18 protein-coding genes and 1 other annotated feature are annotated in these 18821 nt (G+C 38.0%); of the genes, 1 reads left to right on the top strand and 17 read right to left on the bottom strand.

Going from position 1 to position 18821, the window contains the following annotated elements:
* Window positions 1-113 precede the first annotated feature (113 nt).
* The 17 genes from E2636_RS06735 to cymR all read right to left on the bottom strand — a co-directional run bounded on the left by E2636_RS06735 (window position 114) and on the right by cymR (window position 17235).
* Window positions 114-815, bottom strand: coding sequence for a YrrS family protein (locus E2636_RS06735; RefSeq protein ID WP_134209516.1), 702 nt, complete (start codon window positions 813-815; stop codon window positions 114-116).
* A 195-nt stretch (window positions 816-1010) separates the two neighbouring features.
* A complete protein-coding gene (gene greA, locus E2636_RS06730; RefSeq protein ID WP_134209515.1) occupies window positions 1011-1484 on the bottom strand; it encodes a transcription elongation factor GreA in 474 nt (157 codons plus the stop codon).
* Between the two features lie 465 nt (window positions 1485-1949).
* The gene (gene greA / locus E2636_RS06725) at window positions 1950-2423 is read right to left on the bottom strand and encodes a transcription elongation factor GreA (protein ID WP_017380177.1); all 474 of its coding nucleotides are present in this window, start codon (window positions 2421-2423) and stop codon (window positions 1950-1952) included.
* A gap of 109 nt (window positions 2424-2532) precedes the next feature.
* Entirely contained in the window at window positions 2533-3171 is a 639-nt protein-coding gene (gene udk, locus E2636_RS06720) for a uridine kinase (RefSeq protein WP_017380178.1), read from the bottom strand.
* Complete coding sequence (locus E2636_RS06715; RefSeq protein ID WP_134211764.1) at window positions 3168-4439, bottom strand: peptidase U32 family protein; 1272 nt, start codon at window positions 4437-4439, stop codon at window positions 3168-3170. Before E2636_RS06715 ends, udk begins: the two co-directional genes overlap by 4 nt.
* Before the next feature lie 24 nt (window positions 4440-4463).
* Complete coding sequence (locus E2636_RS06710; RefSeq protein ID WP_134209514.1) at window positions 4464-5393, bottom strand: peptidase U32 family protein; 930 nt, start codon at window positions 5391-5393, stop codon at window positions 4464-4466.
* A gap of 5 nt (window positions 5394-5398) precedes the next feature.
* Complete coding sequence (locus E2636_RS06705) at window positions 5399-6034, bottom strand: O-methyltransferase (RefSeq protein WP_134209513.1); 636 nt, start codon at window positions 6032-6034, stop codon at window positions 5399-5401.
* Window positions 6035-6138: 104 nt separating this feature from the next.
* Window positions 6139-7257, bottom strand: a complete 1119-nt coding sequence (gene mltG, locus E2636_RS06700; RefSeq protein WP_134209512.1) for an endolytic transglycosylase MltG — start codon at window positions 7255-7257, stop codon at window positions 6139-6141.
* A 99-nt stretch (window positions 7258-7356) separates the two neighbouring features.
* On the bottom strand, window positions 7357-7665 hold the full coding sequence (locus E2636_RS06695; protein ID WP_134209511.1) for a DUF1292 domain-containing protein: 309 nt from the start codon (window positions 7663-7665) through the stop codon (window positions 7357-7359).
* Window positions 7666-7671: 6 nt separating this feature from the next.
* Entirely contained in the window at window positions 7672-8097 is a 426-nt protein-coding gene (gene ruvX / locus E2636_RS06690) for a Holliday junction resolvase RuvX (protein ID WP_134209510.1), read from the bottom strand.
* Between the two features lie 3 nt (window positions 8098-8100).
* A complete protein-coding gene (locus E2636_RS06685) occupies window positions 8101-8367 on the bottom strand; it encodes an IreB family regulatory phosphoprotein (protein WP_017380185.1) in 267 nt (88 codons plus the stop codon).
* Window positions 8368-8457: 90 nt separating this feature from the next.
* Window positions 8458-11085: an alanine--tRNA ligase gene (alaS, locus tag E2636_RS06680; RefSeq protein WP_134209509.1), complete on the bottom strand. Its 2628-nt coding sequence runs from the start codon at window positions 11083-11085 to the stop codon at window positions 8458-8460.
* A 41-nt stretch (window positions 11086-11126) separates the two neighbouring features.
* Window positions 11127-11336, bottom strand: a binding site (T-box leader).
* 38 nt (window positions 11337-11374) lie between these two features.
* Window positions 11375-13759: an SF1B family DNA helicase RecD2 gene (recD2, locus tag E2636_RS06675; RefSeq protein WP_166669587.1), complete on the bottom strand. Its 2385-nt coding sequence runs from the start codon at window positions 13757-13759 to the stop codon at window positions 11375-11377.
* Window positions 13760-13818: 59 nt separating this feature from the next.
* Window positions 13819-14475, bottom strand: coding sequence for a tetratricopeptide repeat protein (locus tag E2636_RS06670; protein WP_134209507.1), 657 nt, complete (start codon window positions 14473-14475; stop codon window positions 13819-13821).
* An 18-nt stretch (window positions 14476-14493) separates the two neighbouring features.
* Window positions 14494-15615, bottom strand: coding sequence for a tRNA 2-thiouridine(34) synthase MnmA (gene mnmA, locus E2636_RS06665; protein WP_134209506.1), 1122 nt, complete (start codon window positions 15613-15615; stop codon window positions 14494-14496).
* A 32-nt stretch (window positions 15616-15647) separates the two neighbouring features.
* On the bottom strand, window positions 15648-16790 hold the full coding sequence (locus E2636_RS06660; RefSeq protein WP_134209505.1) for a cysteine desulfurase family protein: 1143 nt from the start codon (window positions 16788-16790) through the stop codon (window positions 15648-15650).
* Between the two features lie 25 nt (window positions 16791-16815).
* Window positions 16816-17235, bottom strand: a complete 420-nt coding sequence (cymR, locus tag E2636_RS06655; RefSeq protein ID WP_017380193.1) for a cysteine metabolism transcriptional regulator CymR — start codon at window positions 17233-17235, stop codon at window positions 16816-16818.
* Between the two features lie 134 nt (window positions 17236-17369).
* On the opposite strand from cymR, the gene E2636_RS06650 reads away from it, so the two are divergent.
* Window positions 17370-18659 carry a replication-associated recombination protein A gene (locus E2636_RS06650; RefSeq protein ID WP_134209504.1) on the top strand — a complete coding sequence of 430 codons (1290 nt, stop codon included), beginning with the start codon at window positions 17370-17372 and terminating at the stop codon, window positions 18657-18659.
* The last annotated feature ends 162 nt before the right edge of the window (window positions 18660-18821 follow it).

Raw genomic sequence — 18821 nt, 5'->3', positions numbered from 1 at the left:
TTGCACCCGCAAAGGTGCAAACTTTTATTTTCATTATATTGATATCTGAAAAAATCGTACTTTCTTTTCGTGCAAAAACACTTCTCTAAAAATAATAAAAGCGGCGCCGAAAGTCAATAGGCGCCGTTTAATGTTTTTAAAGTTTCCATTTTTTCAGGTTTCCATCCTTCGCCTTCTACCCATTGTAAACTTACACGGTATTTTTCTTCTTTATTTTTTGAAGATACAACCCCAATGGATTTTTGTGGACTTCCACCGTTTGCAATGCGCCATACGATCATGTTGTCTGTAGATAAACCTGTTGTATATATTATAGCTTTTATTTTTTCATCCCAGTCAACATGCCCTTCACTATAAACAGACGTATGTTCGCCAGTTTGCGTTGTACCTACAGGCTTCCAAGCAGTGTTAACTATTTTTTCGGAAATAAGTGGATCATTTGATGGAGTTGATGTAACGGTACCACCTGTTGTAGGATCTTCAGGAGTTGGATCTTCAGTAGTCGTTTCTTCTTCAGTTTCTTCCGTACTCTCTTCGTCTGAGATAATTTCTTCGGAACCAACTTCAGTTTCTTCTTCAGATGCAACAGACTCATCAGTTGTTTCAGTCTCATCACTAGAAGACTTCGTTTCTTCCGTATCATTTTTGCCATCAGCTTTTTCTGCATCATTATTACCGAGGAAGATTACTCCAGCAGTAATCACAATCATTACGACAACAAGGCCTATAAGTGCATTTAATATTTTGTTTGTGCGATTTGGTTTTTTTGGTCGATTACTTCTTGAGGTAAATCGACGCTGCGTGTTGTTTACCATCTGCCTATTCCCCCTTATATTAAGCATGATACCATAAATGCTCATGACAAATTAGACGAACGCATTAAAGAAATGTTTCATATGAATGAAAAACGACATCTGTTCTGTTCTTAGAATGGGATATTAAGATTGGGATTCATTAAAATCTAATTTGGTGCAACTTTTCCAATTTCATTCCAACCATCCAACTACATCTTAAGTAATTGATACAATTTGTATAGTTATATTCCCACTCGGTATTTTCACATTTACTTCTTCACCGACCTGTTTTCCTAAAACTTTTTGTGCAATGGGTGAATCATTAGAAATGCGGCCTTCAAATGGGTTCGCTTCTGCAGAACCAACAATAGTGTACGTCTCTAATTCCCCATCTGGAATTTCTTGAATAGTCACCGTAGAACCTATCTGGACAACCTTGGAATCATGTTTAGGCGGATCAATAATCACGGCATTGCGAATTATTGTTTCAATAGCAAAGATGCGACTTTCTACGAACGCTTGATCTTCACGTGCTGTTTCATATTCCGAGTTTTCAATTAATCCAAAACAACGAGATGCTTTAATGCGTCCTACCACTTCTTTACGTTTTATCGATTTCAAATAATCTAACTCTTCCTGCAAGTTTGTTAGACCAAACTGCGTGATGGATTGTTTCTTTTCAATTGTCATTGTTATCCCCCTTTGCAATAAGAAAAACGCCCGGTCCTTTTAAGAAGAGTAATCATAGTACACTGTTGATTTCCTCTACGGTGGACGCTTTTTGCGGGCATGGCTTCAGTCTCCTCGGGCCAACAGGATGTTGGTCACGAAGACGTGGCCACACGACGTGGCGTTTTTAGTCTTCGTTCCATGTGCTCCTGCGGTTACTCGTCGCAAAGCGTCCGCATGTTTCTGCATCGCTACGCTAGCTTCGAAACATGAAAGGGCGTTGAAACGGAAATCAACAAACACTGGATTTATGGAACTAAAATTATATACTTTCATATCTTTTAAGAAAAGCGCAAAGCACCTTCTAGAGATTGTATCGATACATGACAGCTCCTAGTTATAAGATGTAGCTAATAATAAACTTATTCTTACTTAATTCCGAAAAAATCCACACCCATTTTACAGGGAGTGGATTTAGATATCATATTAATTTATTGACGTAATCTTGACGTCCATTTCGCCACCTGGAGTTAGTACTTTTACTTGATCTCCAACTGAACGCCCAATTAAACTTTTAGCGATTGGTGAATCATTTGAAATTAAACCTTCCACAGGATCTGCTTCAGCAGAACCTACGATTGTGTATGTCTCTTCATCGCCATCAGGTACTTCAATAAAAGAAACCGTCTTCCCTAAAGAAACTAAGCTAGTTTGCGCATCTTCTTCAATAATGACCGCATTGCGAATCATAGATTCTAAAGTAATAATACGTCCTTCAATGAAAGCTTGATCTTCTTTAGCAGAATCATACTCTGAGTTCTCAGATAAGTCTCCGAAGCTTCGTGCAACTTTGATACGTTCAACTATTTCTTTACGTTTAACCGTTTTCAAGAAATCCAGTTCGTCTGTTAACTTCTTTTTTCCTACAACTGTCATAGGGAATTTCTTTTCTGTTGACAATTTCTTTCACTCCTTCAACTACTTGCTATCTCATAAAAATTCTATGCTGCGATGATTTAATTTATGCGTCATAGTATTTAGATAATAATGTCAGTCTATCATAATCATGTTACACAATGATATCAGATTCAAGTATTGTTTTAATTTTTGTAACCATTAAATCTATTGCGACCTGATTTTGTCCACCTTCAGGAATAATGATATCTGCATAACGTTTAGTCGGTTCGATAAATTGATTATGCATCGGACGGACTACAGATAAGTATTGTTCGACTACCGATTCAATTGAACGATCTCGCTCATTGATGTCTCGTAATATGCGTCGAATAATACGTAAATCTGAATCTGTGTCCACAAATAATTTAATGTCCATTAATTCACGCAATCTCATATCTTCTAACACCAAAATTCCTTCTAAAATAATAACATCTTGAGGTTCGATAACGATTTTTTGTGGAGCACGGGTATGAAGCGTGTAATCATAGATCGGCTTCTCAATAGATTGACGATTTAGAAGTTGATGAATATGTTCAATTAATAAATCTGTGTCAAACGCTAATGGATGATCATAGTTTGTCGCTAGACGATCCTCAAATTTTAGATGACTTTGATCCTTATAATAATAATCTTGTTCAATTACTACAACTGATTTTTCTTTATAAACATCATAAATTGCTTTGGTCACGCTTGTTTTCCCTGAACCTGAACCACCAGCAATACCAATAACAAGGGGGCGCTTAAATGTCATCTTACAAGCTCCTTTCTCATCATGTTATGAGGACTAACTGGGTTATCTGATTTAAAACGCACGATTTGTAAAGGATGACGTGCAACATCCAGTTCATTGCCATCTTCATCCCATAAGGTTGAAATAGTCATTCGAAAATTTTCTATATCAGGGCCGAAGAATTCTACTTCTTGACCTGATTTAAAGTAGTTTCGTTGTTGAAGTGTGACCATTTTAGTGTCTTTATCATAATCCATGACAAGACCGATAAAGTCAGTAGTTGTTTTTCTCCCATGAACACCAAACATTTGTTCCTCGAAAGTCGGTTCTCCCTCAAAGAAAGCGGTATTTGCATCTCGATTTGCGCATTTTTCCAACTCTTCTAACCATTCGCGTTTAATGATAAAGTTTTCTGGATCTGCACAATATGCATCAATAACTTTGCGGTAAACACTTACTACTGTTGCTACATAATGAATCGACTTCATTCTACCTTCAATTTTCAATGAGTCAATACCTAGTTCAATCATACGAGGGATTGATTCTATTAATTTCAAATCTTTCGGGCTCATTGCGAATGGTGCGTCTCCTTCAGTGAACAATGCGTTTTGTTCACCATCATTCACCTCATATAAATCGTAGTCCCAACGACAAGACTGACAACAGCCTCCACGATTTGAGTCACGAGCAGTCATATGATTCGATAATGTACAACGACCACTGTAGGCAATACACATAGCGCCATGAATAAAAGATTCAATTTCAATGTCGACTTTTTCTTTCATTTCTTGGATTTCGTCTCCACTCGTTTCACGAGCAAGGACAACACGTTGCAATCCTTCATCTTTCCAGTACTGAACAGCTTTCCAGTTAGACAATGATTGTTGTGTACTTAAATGAATTTCTAGATTAGGAGCTACACTGCGACATGTTTCGATAATCAAAGGATCTGCTACGATAATCCCCTTAACACCTGCTGATTCAATATCCATTAAATATTGTGCTAAACCATCCATATTTTCATTGTGCGCAAAGATATTTGTCGTAACATATATTTTTGCACTATAGAGATTGGCAAATACAACAGCTTCACGCATTTCATCTATCGAGAAGTTCCCGGCATTTGAACGTAACCCGAATTCGCGACCACCAATAAATACGGCATCTGCTCCATAATGAATGGCAATTTTCAATTTCTCTAAATCTCCCGCAGGAGCGAGAAGTTCTGGCTTTTTAACTATGACACGTTTGCCATCAATATTTTTGCTAATCTGGTCATGTTGAAGCATTGCCACCTTGAATTCTCTCCTTCCTTAATACACTGTTTCTTTAAAGAAGAAGCCGGTATCGAGTGGACGAAGTTCCGGTTGCATTTCTTCAATTTCCGTTAATAAGTCATTTTTCATATTGTTATAAACTTCAGGTGATTGCATATACGCATCAATTGCTCTACGGTATAGTTTTGTCACTTTCGTTACATATGTTTTTTCTTGCAAGATTCCATCGATTTTAAATGAGTCAATACCAGCTTCTAACAAGTCATTTAACTCATCAATGATGCACATATCGTTTGGACTGAAAATATGAGTGCCATTTAAATCCTCAAATATCGGATAGGTATTGTGACGTTCCTTGTCATGCAAGAACATATTTTTATTGTTTGCACGATTCTCTATTTCCATCGCTTTATCTTGGTACAAAAAGTAATTACCAAGCAACGAACGTTTTGATTGGAACATGCAGGTCATCCCATGCACTTGTACTTCGACGGCAACTTCAGCATTCTCTTTTATCTCAATGATTTCATCCATGCTCAATTCTCGGGCTAATACGGCGCGATTTGCACCACGTTTCCCCCAATAGTTAGCAGTGAACCAATTAGTAGCGGTCATTTCTGTGTTCCAATGAAGTGGAATATCAAGACCTGCTTCCCGTTTAACCATCACCACTGCAGGGTCTCCAAAAGTAATCCCGTCTACTCCGATAGCCGCTAGATTTTCCATGTAAGGACGTAATAAATCTAAACGATCATTATGATAGAGGGCGTTCATGGCCACATATACTTTCTTTTCGGAAGCGTGCGCAAGTGTAACTGATAGTTCAATATCATCAATTGTAAACTCACCTGCTAAACGCAGACCAAATTGTTGTTCACCAACTAAAAAAGCATCTGCACCAGCCTCAATTAATTGTTCCAAATGAGCGACAGATTGTGGAGTAACAAGTAATTCTGTTTTCTTCATGCGAGTCACCTCTTTATACTAATCGTAATTCCATCACCAATTGGCAGGAATGTTGTTTCATATTCTTCATGAATCATGAGCCATTTAGTAAATTGTTGCAAATTTCGTACCATTGTTCGTTTTCTTCTAGGAACATCTTGGATATCTATTTCTGTAAAACCGTGCATGAGCATGTTATCACAATAAATAACACCACCGCTGGGAACTAGTGGTGAGTACTTGTCGAAAAAACGTTGATATTGACCTTTTGCAGCATCTATAAATACAGCATCATAGTGGCTTTGTTTGAAACTATTGATATCAATTTCAAGTGCATCACCATGCAATAGTTGAATCCTGTCAGTCAGTCCAGCTTGTTTTAAATAGTTAGAAGCTAATTGAAAACGATCATTATCTTTTTCGATGGTAGTAAGTATAGCTTCAGGTAAAGTGTATGCCATACGAATGGCTGAATAACCAATTGCAGAACCAACTTCCAAAATAGTTTTCGGTTGTTGCAATCGCAGAAACTGTAAAAGTGATTCAATTGAAACTAATTCCATTATGGGAATATGTTTTTCCTTTGCAAATTGTTCCATATTCGACAGGAAATTAGACCTGATTTTGATTTGTGAAGTGATATAGGATTGTGAAGTCCTCATGTTCAAACTAACTCCTTTGATGCACAAAAATTTCACCCCATTTTATCACAAAAAAAGAAGGAAAGCGACAGCTTTCCCTTCTTTGTGTGACAATCTTGTCACGATTAACGCAAATACTTTTCAATTTTTGCTAAATGTTCATCGTAATTCTTGGAAAAATGATTGATACCTTCCTTATCAGCTAAGAAAAAGAAATTATCAGACTTTGGCGCGTTTAAAACCGCTTCAATAGACTCGGTTCCAGGATTTGAAATTGGTCCAGGGGGCAATCCTGGGATTACATATGTATTATATGGATGATCTATCTTCAAGTCATCATACAACACTCGATCTTTATGCTCGCCAAGCGCATAGAGAACGGTTGGGTCAGTTTGCAATGGCATAGGTTTAACTAAACGATTCTGGAATACACTCGCTATCATTTCACGATCGCTCTTTGCAGTCGCTTCTTCTTCAAGCAAGGAAGCGAATGTTAACAACCAATGTACAGACTTCTCCTGTTCTTCTAGAATTTCAGTATAGGCAGCCATTTTATTTTCAGTGACACTTAACATTTGCTCGACAATTAATTCTAACGGAGGCTTTTCTTCATAAAACGAATAAGTTGCTGGGAATAAATACCCTTCTAAAGAATGCCTAAGATCCGGACCCTTAATTTCGTCCGTTAGTATGGATGGATATTCCGCAATCATTTGATCAATAAACTCCGAGTTCGTTACGAGATCCATAAACTCTTTTTGACTATATGAAGTTTTATCTTCCACTCGTTCAGATATTTCTTCAAGAGTTCGCCCTTCAGGAATTGTCATAGCAAAGAGTGGCTCGCGGTATACTTTTCCTGTTTTCAAACTTTCTATTAACTCATCAAGTGTCATAGATTTGGTTAATAAATAGTCACCGGCTTGGAATTCTGATTCATTATTAAACTTTGCATAATACTTGAAAATTTTCGCATCATGAATGACTCCGTTTTTTTCAAGTAGCGTTGCAATAGTATTAAGGTTAGAACCAATTTCGACATTAATAGCAATAGTCTCTTCTGAGTTTTCATCTACTGGTAACAACGCACTTTTCACATATTTGTATCCACTATAAGCAGTAATTCCTCCACCTATTAGTACAAGAAGAACAATTGCGAGAACAATGCGTCTTACAATTTTCACTTCTTTTTTCTTTTCTTTCATACGATTAAACATAATGTCTTTTTTTGTTTCATTTCCCATGGGTTACCCCCCTCTATCTGACATTTATTATACAGATTTTTAACCAAAAGAAAAAGGCAGAATGATTTTCATCATTCCACCTTTTATTGAAGACAATTTTTATTTACCTTCTTCTTCTTCTTCTTCATCTTCTTCTTCATCTAAGAAAGTGTTTAGCATTTCTTCAATTACGTCCCATTCTTCATCAGACTCGATAGGTAGAAGGTCACCGTCTTTACCGTCTTCTGAAGGAGTGAAAGCAGAAGCATGAATTTCGATTTCTTCGTTTTCATCTTCTTCTGCAGCTATTGGATAGTAAAGTACATATGATTTGTTAAACTCTTCTGATTCAAAAGTAAAAAGTACTTCGCATAATTGTTCTGTACCGTTATCATCTATAATTGTAATGTTTTGTTGACCGTGTTCCATGAATAATCACCTCTTAATAGATTGACTATCGAGATAGCCTTGTAAAATAAAAATTGCCGCCATTTTATCAATGACTTGTTTTCGCTTTTTCCGACTGACATCTGCACTAATTAGCATTTTTTCTGCCGCAGCTGTCGTCAAACGTTCATCCCATAAGAATACTGGTTTTTCAAACGTTTGGCGTAACAAATCTGCAAAGCGTTCCGATGCTATTGCACGTGGGCCAATAGAGTTGTTCATGTTTTTGGGGTACCCAACCACAAATGAAGATACCTCATGCAACATCATTAATTCAGCAATACGCTCCATACCGAATTTTTCATTCGCTTCATCAATTTTAATCGTCTCAATTCCTTGAGCTGTCCAACCAAAGGCATCACTAATCGCCACACCAATAGTTTTCGAGCCTACATCCAACCCCATTACTCTCATAACTTATGCCTCGTTATTCTTTTTGATGTAGAACTTTACAAGCTCTTCTAAGATTTCATCACGCTCAAGCTTACGGATTAGGTTTCGAGCTTCCTGGTGGCGAGGAATGTATGCCGGATCACCCGAAAGTAAGTAGCCGACAATTTGGTTGATTGGGTTGTACCCTTTTTCTTCAAGCGCCGAATGGACATGAAGCATTACTTGCTTCACTTCTTGTTCCATAGACTCTTCAGGAAAATTAAACTTCATTGTCTTGTCAAATGAACTCATGATCAGCACCTCGCTTTCGGAGTAAAATATAATTGTCTTTTACAAGCATATTTAAGTTACTTGTTCAGTATAACCGATATCAAGTTTTAATTAAATGCATTTGACATAATCATACACAGATTGTAAAGCTTCTTCAAGTTTCGACGAATCTTTTGCTCCAGCCATTGCCATATCAGGTCGACCGCCACCTTTACCATCACATTGTTCGGCAACATGTTTCACAATATTACCTGCATGATATTTTCCGCCAGTTATATCATTTGTTACACCAGCAATTAACATGACTTTGTCACCTTCAGCGGCACCTAGAACAATAACTGCTTGATTCATTTTCGTTTTCAAATCATCCATCATTTGTCGAAGTTGGTTATTGTCTTTTACTTGTACGCGTGAAGATAAAACCGTAATTCCATCAATTTGTTGCGCATTTTCTAAAATAGAAGAAGCTTGATTATTTGCCATTTTTGCAGATAATGAATCATTTTCACGTTGGACTTGGCGAAGTTCTTGTTGTAATCCTTGAACGCGTGCAACCACATCTTTTGGATTTGTTTTCAACGATGCAGCTACTTCTTCTAAAATGCTTTCTTCCTCTTTAACAAATTGATATGTACCTTTCCCAGTAACAGCCTCAATTCGTCGAGTTCCAGCACCAATACCACTTTCACTTAACAGTTTAAAGAAACCAATTTGTGAAGTATTACTCACGTGACAACCACCACAAAGTTCTAGTGAATACTGCCCTATTGATACAACACGAACAATATCCCCATATTTTTCACCAAATAATGCCATAGCACCCATTTTTTTCGCTTCACTAATTTGATGATTTCCCGTAATTACTTGTATATCATCCCAGATTTTCTCGTTTACTTGTTGCTCAATCAATTCAAGCTCTTGCTTTGTCACTTGACCAAAATGAGAGAAGTCAAAACGCAATCGATCTGGACCTACATAAGAACCTGCTTGGTTTACGTGAGTGCCTAAGACGTCTTTTAATGCTTGATGTAATAAATGGGTAGCGGTATGGTTTTTAACTGTTGATTTTCGCATAGATTGATCTACTGTTGCGGTTACATCTTCATTTATTGTTAGTTCGCCAGACTCAATAACAACGGTATGAAGATTTTGGCCATTTGGTGCTTTTTGGACATCTTTTACAAATGCTTTAAACAGGTCATTTTCGATGATTCCGTGATCTGCTATTTGTCCGCCACTTTCAGCGTAGAAAGGAGTTTGGTCCAAAATAACTTTAACTACATCGCCTTCTTGAGCAATTTCAACGCGTTCCCCATCTTTTACCATAACAAGCACTTTAGCCGTAGCTATAACTGTATCGTAGCCAATAAAATGACTTTGCTCTTTAATATTCCCTAAAACTTCAGATTGTATTTGCATGGAATCAACATCTTTTCGTGCAGAGCGAGCACGCGTGCGTTGAGCTTCTAGAGAAGCTTTAAAACCTGCAAAATCGACGGTCATACCATCTTCTTCAGCATATTCTTGTGTCAATTCAACAGGGAAACCGAACGTATCATATAAACGGAATGCATCACTACCTGGTATGACCTTTAAACCAGCATCTTGTTGAGTTGAAATAACAGATGCTAAAATACCAAGACCATCTTGTAGTGTCTCATGAAAACGTTCTTCTTCATTTTTTATTACACGCATGATAAATTCCTGTTTTGCTTTGACTTCAGGGTAGAAATCATTCATAATTTCTCCAATAATTGGTACTAATGTGTACATAAACGGACGGTCCATACCTAAATTTTTACCGAAACGAACAGCACGGCGTAATAAGCGACGCAATACATACCCTCTTCCCTCATTTGAAGGCAGTGCACCGTCTCCAATAGCAAAAGCAACGGTACGAGTGTGATCAGCAATTATTTTAAAAGCAAGGTCATAATTTCCATCCTCGCCATATGTTTTATCCGAAAGTTCTTGTGTTTTACGAATAATTGGTAAAAATAAATCCGTATCAAAGTTTGTTGGGACATTTTGTACGACACATGCCATACGCTCTAAACCCATACCTGTATCAATGTTTTGCTTCGGAAGAGGGGTATACGTGTGATCTGGATTATGGTTAAACTGTGAGAAAACCAAGTTCCAAATTTCTAAATAGCGATCATTTTCTCCACCTGGATACAGTTCTGGATCCGTCATATCATGACCATAACTCTCTCCTCGATCGTAGAAAATTTCTGAGTTCGGACCACTTGGACCTTCACCAATATCCCAGAAGTTACCTTCTAAGCGAATAATACGCTCTTCAGGGATCCCGACTTCATCACGCCATATTGCATACGCTTCTTCATCCTCTGGGTGAATTGTAATCGATAATAACTGTGGATCAAAACCTATCCATTTTTTATCGGTTAAAAATTCCCACGCCCAGTGAATTGCTTCTTTTTTAAAGTATTCACCAATAGAGAAATTTCCTAACATTTCAAAGAAGGTATGATGACGAGCTGTTTTCCCAACATTTTCAATGTCATTTGTACGAATAGATTTTTGTGCGTTTGTAATACGTGGATTATCAGGTATTACACGTCCATCAAAATATTTTTTTAATGTTGCGACACCACTATTAATCCACAATAGTGAATTATCGTTTATCGGAACAAGCGGTGCACTAGGCTCTAATGCATGCCCTTTTTCAATAAAAAAATCTAAATACATGCGACGAATTTCTGCAGCAGTTTTCATGAATAATTCCTCCTTAAAATAGAAAAAGCCCTTGTCCCTAAAAAAGGGACGAAGGCTTTAATTCGCGGTACCACCCTAGTTACAGCAGAAGTTCTCTGCTGTCTCTCGATTATGCCTTAACGCGGCTTACGACAGGGATTAGCTGCACTCAGGAGTAGCTTTCCATCTTAAAAACTTGAAGGTTCTTTCAGCCAAGGAACCTCTTTCTTATTCAAGCCTCACAAATGTACTTTCTCCATCAACGTTTTCAATCATTTGTTTAAAAGTATAAAAAATAATTGTCTGTGTGTCAATTGGCATTATCTAAATAATCATAAGGTGTTGTTCCATTCATTCCGACTAATGGGTGTATCGTTAAATGATTTGTCGCAGTTAACGACACTTCTTGGTCACCTTCACTCACACTATTTTCAGCAACAACCGGTTCTGTTACCGCTGTAACTGCCTCACTTAATCGTCCCTTTAATGATGTTAATCTTGCTAAATCGTCATTGCGTTGAATGCCAAATTTAAAGACATCTAAATCGCCACAAAGAATCAAGAAATTTTTTGCCCGAGTAATCCCTGTGTATAATAAATTGCGTCGTAGCATCTTCATGTAACTACGTACTACTGGCATGATAACAATTGGGAACTCACTACCTTGGGATTTATGAATTGAACAACAATAGGCAAGTGTTAATTGACCTAGATCATTGCGCTGATAGGTTACTTCAATTCCTTCGAATGAAACGATCATCATGTCTTGCTTTTCAATATTTTCATTGGCTTTTGAAATACTTATTACTTCGCCCATATCCCCGTTATATACTTGGCTTTCCGGTTGATTGATGAGCTGTAACACTTTATCGCCAATACGATAGATTGTTTCTCCAAACACTAGTTCTTTGCGTTTTTGGGTATCATTTGGATTGACCATTTGTTGTATCATTTTATTTAATGCATCAATGCCAGCAGGACCTTTATACATTGGCGCAAGGACTTGTAATTCTTTAATGGTATGACCTTTTGCCAAAGCACTTTTAATGACTTTTTCGACTACTTCCGCAATTTGATCTGGTCCAGCTTTTATAAAAGAACGATCAGACGTTTTGTCAGTTATATTCGTTGGTAATTGGCCTTTTTTCATTTGATGGGCTAGTTGAATAATTGATGATCCAGCAGATTGACGATATATATCAGTTAGTTCAACAGTTGGTATTCGTTTAGATGCAAGTAAATCCTTTAATACTTGTCCTGGTCCAACAGGTGGTAATTGATCTTGGTCACCAACAAAGATAACTTGTGCGCCTTCCGGAATGGCCTTTAATAGTTGGTGGGCTAACCATGTATCGACCATTGACATTTCATCAATTATGATTAACCTACCCTTAATATCTCTTTCTGTTTCTTCATCTTTATCTTGCCCGGTGAAGCCAAGTAAACGATGAATCGTCATGGATGGAAGGCCAGTTGATTCATTTAATCGTTTAGCTGCGCGACCAGTAGGGGCTGCTAGAATAATTGGAAAGGGTTCTTGCTTTTTTGCATAGTCTTTAGGATCAAGCGTTAGGCCATGTAATTCTGCGTATACTTCAACAAGTCCTCTGACTACCGTTGTCTTCCCTGTACCAGGACCACCCGTTAGCAACATGACAGATGCATTCATTCCAAGTTCTATTGCCTCAATCTGGGTCTGTGCATAGGTCACGTCTAGTCGTTCTTCCGTGTCGCCTAGAGCTTTACGAATTTCAGACGTCGGAAAGCCCGTTCTTTCTTGTTGTTCAGCTAACAATGTTTCTAGTTTCGACGCGATGCCTACTTCTGAATAATAAAGGGAAGGCAAGTAAAAACGAGACATCTCCCCTGCGAGTTTCCCCTCTTCGACTAATTCCATACAAGCCGTTGAAATCGCTTCAAAAGGGACTTCTTCAAACTGGCTAGACTCCAACAGTTGCTTGACATTGGGTAATATTTGTTCAGCATGTAAGTAAACATGTCCTTCACTGAGAGAAGCCGCATTTAACAAATGAAAAACGGCCGCTTTAATTCGATCAGGATGTTTTCCTGTCATTCCGAGTTTAGAACCTAATTCGTCCGCGCGATGAAAACCAATTCCTTCTATATCTTCAATAAGACGAAACGGGTTTTTCATTAACATTTCAATGGTTTCTTCACGATAAGTTTGGTAAATCCGCATGGCAAGCTGAGGACCGAAGCCCCATCCATTCAATTGAATCATTACACGCTCTAAACCAAGATTTTGCTCTAACCCTAAGCGAATCGTGTCTTTCTTTTCTTGCGCAAGTCTCGGAATGACGTTTAACGCTTCGGGATCATCTAAAATGATTCGAATCGCATCTTTCCCTAACTTTTTTACAATGGTTTCAGCCGTTTTACGCCCAATTCCATGGAACAAATCACTCGATAAATAATGAATGATGCCTTGCTCAGTTTCAGGAACATCTTTTGCAAATGTCTCCACTTGAAACTGCGTTCCATACTTTGGATGCTGTTTTATTTGACCAGTAAAACGATACGTTTCTTCATTCGTTAGTTGGGGGAAATACCCAGTAATAATAATTTCTTTATCATCATTAGGTATATTCGTTTCGTTGATTTTAAGTTTTACAATGGAGAATAAATTTGTGGAGTTATGAAAAATAGTGACGACAGGTTTGCCTGTAATATGCATTTCTTGCTGTTCAAATAATTCATTTTGACTTGACAAAACTGTCGCCTCCTTTTCAATCGTTATTTTCTTAATGAAATCATATCGTACACATAACGTGCTTGATCAAACTTCGGTTGTAATGTGTATGCTTGTTTTAAATGATACAAAGCATCATCTATACGCTCTGTAGACACTGCGTATAACACACCTAAATTATAGTGCGCATCTGCATTGTTCAAGTCTTCATGAATGACATACATAAATTCAGGTTCTGCTTCTTTGAACATTTCTAGAGCTGCTAATACAATGCCATAAGATAAGCGAATTTGAACATCCGTTGGATCGAGTTCAGCTGCACGTTGTAAATATGGAAGCGCTAGTTTTTCGTTCCCTAACCGTTCAAAACATTTCCCCATCATAAAGAAGACATCCGCACCTTGTATGCCAAATTTAACTGCTTTTTCATAAAGCTTTACTGCTTCCTCAAAGCGTTCTTGCTCGTAATATAAATTGGCTAACCCATAAAATGCAGTAGCTGCTTCAGCATCAAGCGTGATCGCCTTTTGGAAGAAACGCTCTGCCCGATCTGTTTCATTCATTCGTGCTAACAAATTGCCGAAATTGATGTAACCTAATGGATTATTTGGTTCTTCTTCAATGGCGTTATTAAAATGAACAACCGCTTGTTCATAATCTTTATTCTGAATGGCCGCAATGCCAAGTTCAAGTTCATTCATTTTCTCACTCCTAGTCCATTAGCCAACATAAGTTAATTTTTTGCCGTGTTTCATAACTTCATCGATCGTTCCTCCACCTAAGCACACATCCCCATCATATAAAACAACTGCTTGACCAGGTGTAATGGCCCGGACAGGTTGCGCGAATGATATAATGGCGCAGTTAGCAGGAGTTAATTCAACTTCTACTTGAACATCTTCTTGACGGTATCTAAATTTAGCCGTACAAGAGAATGTTTTATTTTTAGGTTCAGTTGTTGTAAAACTCATATTTACTGCCGTTAATTGATCAGAAAATAACGCTTCATGGTGTATGTTTTGTCCTACAAGTAATTCGTTTTTTGCAAGGTTTTTCCCTAGAACAAACCAAGGATCACCTGCTCCACCAATGCCTAAACCTTGACGTTGACCAATTGTGTAATACATTAATCCGTCATGACTGCCCATTTTCTCACCATCCATTGTCACCATTTCACCAGGTTGCGCCGGCAAATATTGACTTAAGAATTCCTTGAAATTACGTTCGCCGATAAAGCAGATACCAGTAGAATCTTTTTTAGTTGCAGTTGCAAGTCCCGCTTCTGCTGCGATTTCACGAACCAATTTTTTCTCAAGATGGCCAATGGGGAACATAACCTTTGATAATTGGTCTTGAGATAATTGATTTAAAAAGTACGTTTGATCTTTATTATTATCAAGTCCACGTAGAAGTTGAGTTTCCCCATCCACTTCTTTTACTTGTGCGTAATGACCAGTTGCTAAATAATCAGCACCTAGACTGACGGCATGTTCTAAGAAAGCTTTAAACTTAATTTCTTTGTTACACATCACATCAGGATTTGGTGTTCTTCCTGCTTTGTATTCTTCTAAAAAGTAAGAAAACACTTTATCCCAGTACTGTTTCTCGAAGTTCACCGAATAATAAGGAATACCGATTTGGTTACATACTTTAATAACATCGTCATAATCTTCAGTAGCTGTACATACACCATTTTCATCAGTGTCGTCCCAGTTTTTCATAAAGATTCCGATTACATCATAACCTTGTTGTTTTAGTAAATGAGCTGCAACGGACGAATCAACGCCCCCCGACATGCCAACAACGACACGTGTATTTGCAGGATCTTTTAGTTGTTGCATTGATTCTCACCTTTTCTAATTTATTTTACAAGCTATTTTACAAGTCGTCTAACTATATTAACTGTTAAAATAGCTGCTGCTTTTACTTCCGCATCCGTGATCCCGTAACCAAAACTAAAGCGAATTGAATTACGTAGTTCACTTGCTTCTTCACCGTACATAGCGACTAGCACGTGAGAAGGATTTATTGAACCTGCTGTGCATGCTGAACCACTCGAAACACTTAACCCCGCTATGTCTAAATTAACGAGTAGTGACTCTACATCGGTACCAGCAAAGCTAACATTCATTATATGTGGAAGCATTGATTGTTCATCTCCATTTAACTTGAAATCAAGGTTAGCTTGTTCAAAAATTGAAATCATATTATTTTTATAGTGATTATATTGTTCGCGCTTTTCTTCCATCGTTTGTTGTGCGATAGAAACTGCTTCAGCGAATGCTAAAATGCCCGGGACATTTTCAGTTCCAGCACGGCGTTTTCGTTCTTGTTGTCCACCAAAAAGTTGAGCTGCTAATTTGGTGCCTTTTCTTTGATACAAAAAGCCAATTCCTTTAGGTCCATTGATTTTATGTGATGAGACAGATAAAAGATCCACATTTAAATCAGCAACTGAAATAGAAAGCAATCCGTATGCTTGAACAGCATCTGTATGAAAAGTTGCCTTGTGATCTTTCAACAATTCTCCAATTTCTTTAATTGGTTGAATCGTTCCCACTTCATTATTACCAAGCATTATCGTCACTAAAATCGTATCATCACGAAGTGCATCTTTGACATCTTCTGTAGCTATACGACCCTGTTCATTTACAGGTAAATACGTTACGTCATACCCTTCTTTTTCAAGCTTTTCACATGCACTTAAGACAGCATGGTGCTCTATTTGAGAAGTGATAATATGTGTCCCTTCACTTTTCCTTGCGTAAGCGGTTCCGAAAATTGCTAAATTATCTGCTTCCGTCCCACCACTGGTCAAAATGATTTCTTGATCTTTTGCACGAATACTTTTCGCTAAATACTCACGAGCATTGTCTAGTTGTTTTCGCGCTTCACGGCCAGCAGCATGGATGCTAGATGGATTGCCATAAACTTGTCCCATCGTTTCAACCAATTTTGCTATGACTTGTGGATGTACAGGCGAAGTGGCTGCGTGGTCTAAATATATTTTAGTCATGTCGTACTCCTTTTTGAACACGTACTTAAATGTAATACATATACCCTTCATCTGAAGACGTTTCACTGTATTTGGCTAAATCTTCAATTGTTGTTGTATCTAAAACGGTCTTCACTGCATCTCGAATACGCATCCATAATTCTCTTTGAGGAGGCGCTTCATCTTCAATTCCTTCAACAGGTTGAATCGGTCCTTCTAAGACACGTATAACATCCCCAGAAGAAATTAAATGAGGGGGTTTTGAAAGCATATATCCCCCATGCGCTCCTCTGACACTTTTAACTAGTCCTGAATTACGCAGTGAAGAGACCAATTGTTCTAAATAGGCCTCTGATAAATCATTGTCTGATGCTATTTGACGGAGTGGCACGGGACCTTCTCCAAATTGTTTGGCTAAAGCAATCATAATCGTTAAACCATAACGACCTTTTGTTGATATTTTCACGTTATCCACCTCTATAAATCCTCTAAATTCTTCATATAGTATAGCACATTTCCTACCATTCTACTGTGAAATGACTTTTCACATATGAACACGTATAATGGAGAACAAATGTACGAATATAGGAGGTACTCATATTGCAAAACGAACCACTTGCTTATCGAATGAGACCGCATAAATTGGACGAAATCGCTGGTCAACAAGACATTATTGGAGTAAATACTCCTTTATATAAAATGATTTTAAATGGACATGTTCCATCCATGTTATTATACGGCGAACCAGGAATCGGTAAGACATCTCTTGCCTACGCCATTGCTGGTACAAGTAATCTACCGTTCATTGCCCTTAATGCTACTCGTTCAGGAAAGAAAGAAATAGAAGAAGTAGTCAATGAATCGCGCATGACAGGAAAAGTCTTGTTATTTTTGGATGAGATCCATAGATTCAATAAACTACAACAAGACACCTTACTTCCTCATGTTGAAAATGGCTCTATTGTATTAATTGGAGCTACAACTGAAAACCCTTTTCATGATGTAAATCCTGCCATTCGTTCTCGCTGTGGTGAAATTAAGCAATTGAAACGATTAACAGCTGATGATTTACTAACACTTATCAAACGAGCACTTACCGACAACAAGCGCGGACTAGGTCGACAGACGATTCAAATTTCACAAGAACAGCAAATGAAAATAGCTGATTCGTCAAATGGAGATGCAAGAAAAGCATTAACACTTCTCGAATCTGTCGTTTCGGCATCAGATGAAGAAGATGGTGTCACCATAATTGATGATGCTTTACTGCAAAACTTGGTCGATCGAATTGGTGTTTTTGGTGATAAAAAAGGTTCTCATTTCTACAATCTATTGTCAGCTCTGCAAAAGTCAGTACGAGGAAGTGACGTTAATGCTGCCATGTATTATTTAGCTCACTTGCTTGAAAATGGTGATTTAGTAGCTGTCTCAAGACGACTACTCGTGATGGCATATGAAGATATTGGCGTAGCGAACCCATCTGTCGGTCCACATGTTCTCGCAAGCATTCAAGCTGCAGAACGATTAGGATTACCCGAGGCACGCATTCCTTTAGCAAGCGCAGTCGTTGAGATGTGTTTATCGGAGAAATCAAACTCAGCTTACAAAGCAATCGATGCTGCTATTGCTTCGATTCATGCAGGAAAAGTTGGCGAGATACCAAGTCATTTAAAAGATACTCATTATGTTGGTGCAGCAACCCTCGGACACGAAGGGTATGTATATCCACATAACACCCCCATTGGATCCTTCGGCGGTTGGGCCAATCAGACGTATCTTCCAGACAATTTACTGAAGTCGAAGTTTTACAAACCCGTTCTTGCAGGCGAAGAAAAGAAACTTGCTGGAATATACGAGAAATTAGAGTCATTCAAACAAAAGAAGAAGTGAATCGCGTTTATGCGATTCACTTCTTCTTTTTGATTATGTTTTGTCCAGGAAAGAGCGAATAAATTAGGAGACAATTGGTTAGTTGCCTCAATTGAGCGAAAAGTTGCCACATTAACTGCAAAAGTTGACTCATTCCAATGAAAAGTTGCCCCATTCACACTA

This window comes from Paenisporosarcina antarctica (assembly GCF_004367585.1).
Lineage (GTDB): Bacteria > Bacillota > Bacilli > Bacillales_A > Planococcaceae > Paenisporosarcina > Paenisporosarcina antarctica.
Note: the sequence above shows the minus strand (reverse complement) of the source record. Positions and strands in the feature narration are given on the sequence as shown.

Bases quoted from the DNA above. Each gene is read 5' to 3' on its own strand.
- ruvX (WP_134209510.1), bottom strand. From the start codon at position 8,097: ATGAGAGTAATGGGGTTGGATGTAGGCTCGAAAACTATTGGTGTGGCG.
- alaS (WP_134209509.1), bottom strand. From the start codon at position 11,085: ATGAAAACTGCTGCAGAAATTCGTCGCATGTATTTAGATTTTTTTATT.
- E2636_RS06685 (WP_017380185.1), bottom strand. From the start codon at position 8,367: ATGAGTTCATTTGACAAGACAATGAAGTTTAATTTTCCTGAAGAGTCT.
- mnmA (WP_134209506.1), bottom strand. From the start codon at position 15,615: ATGCAACAACTAAAAGATCCTGCAAATACACGTGTCGTTGTTGGCATG.
- greA (WP_134209515.1), bottom strand. From the start codon at position 1,484: ATGACAATTGAAAAGAAACAATCCATCACGCAGTTTGGTCTAACAAAC.
- E2636_RS06735 (WP_134209516.1), bottom strand. From the start codon at position 815: ATGGTAAACAACACGCAGCGTCGATTTACCTCAAGAAGTAATCGACCA.
- mltG (WP_134209512.1), bottom strand. From the start codon at position 7,257: ATGGGAAATGAAACAAAAAAAGACATTATGTTTAATCGTATGAAAGAA.
- E2636_RS06715 (WP_134211764.1), bottom strand. From the start codon at position 4,439: ATGCTTCAACATGACCAGATTAGCAAAAATATTGATGGCAAACGTGTC.
- E2636_RS06660 (WP_134209505.1), bottom strand. From the start codon at position 16,790: ATGACTAAAATATATTTAGACCACGCAGCCACTTCGCCTGTACATCCA.
- udk (WP_017380178.1), bottom strand. From the start codon at position 3,171: ATGACATTTAAGCGCCCCCTTGTTATTGGTATTGCTGGTGGTTCAGGT.
- recD2 (WP_166669587.1), bottom strand. From the start codon at position 13,759: ATGCATATTACAGGCAAACCTGTCGTCACTATTTTTCATAACTCCACA.
- E2636_RS06705 (WP_134209513.1), bottom strand. From the start codon at position 6,034: ATGAGGACTTCACAATCCTATATCACTTCACAAATCAAAATCAGGTCT.
- E2636_RS06670 (WP_134209507.1), bottom strand. From the start codon at position 14,475: ATGAATGAACTTGAACTTGGCATTGCGGCCATTCAGAATAAAGATTAT.
- E2636_RS06710 (WP_134209514.1), bottom strand. From the start codon at position 5,393: ATGAAGAAAACAGAATTACTTGTTACTCCACAATCTGTCGCTCATTTG.
- E2636_RS06695 (WP_134209511.1), bottom strand. From the start codon at position 7,665: ATGGAACACGGTCAACAAAACATTACAATTATAGATGATAACGGTACA.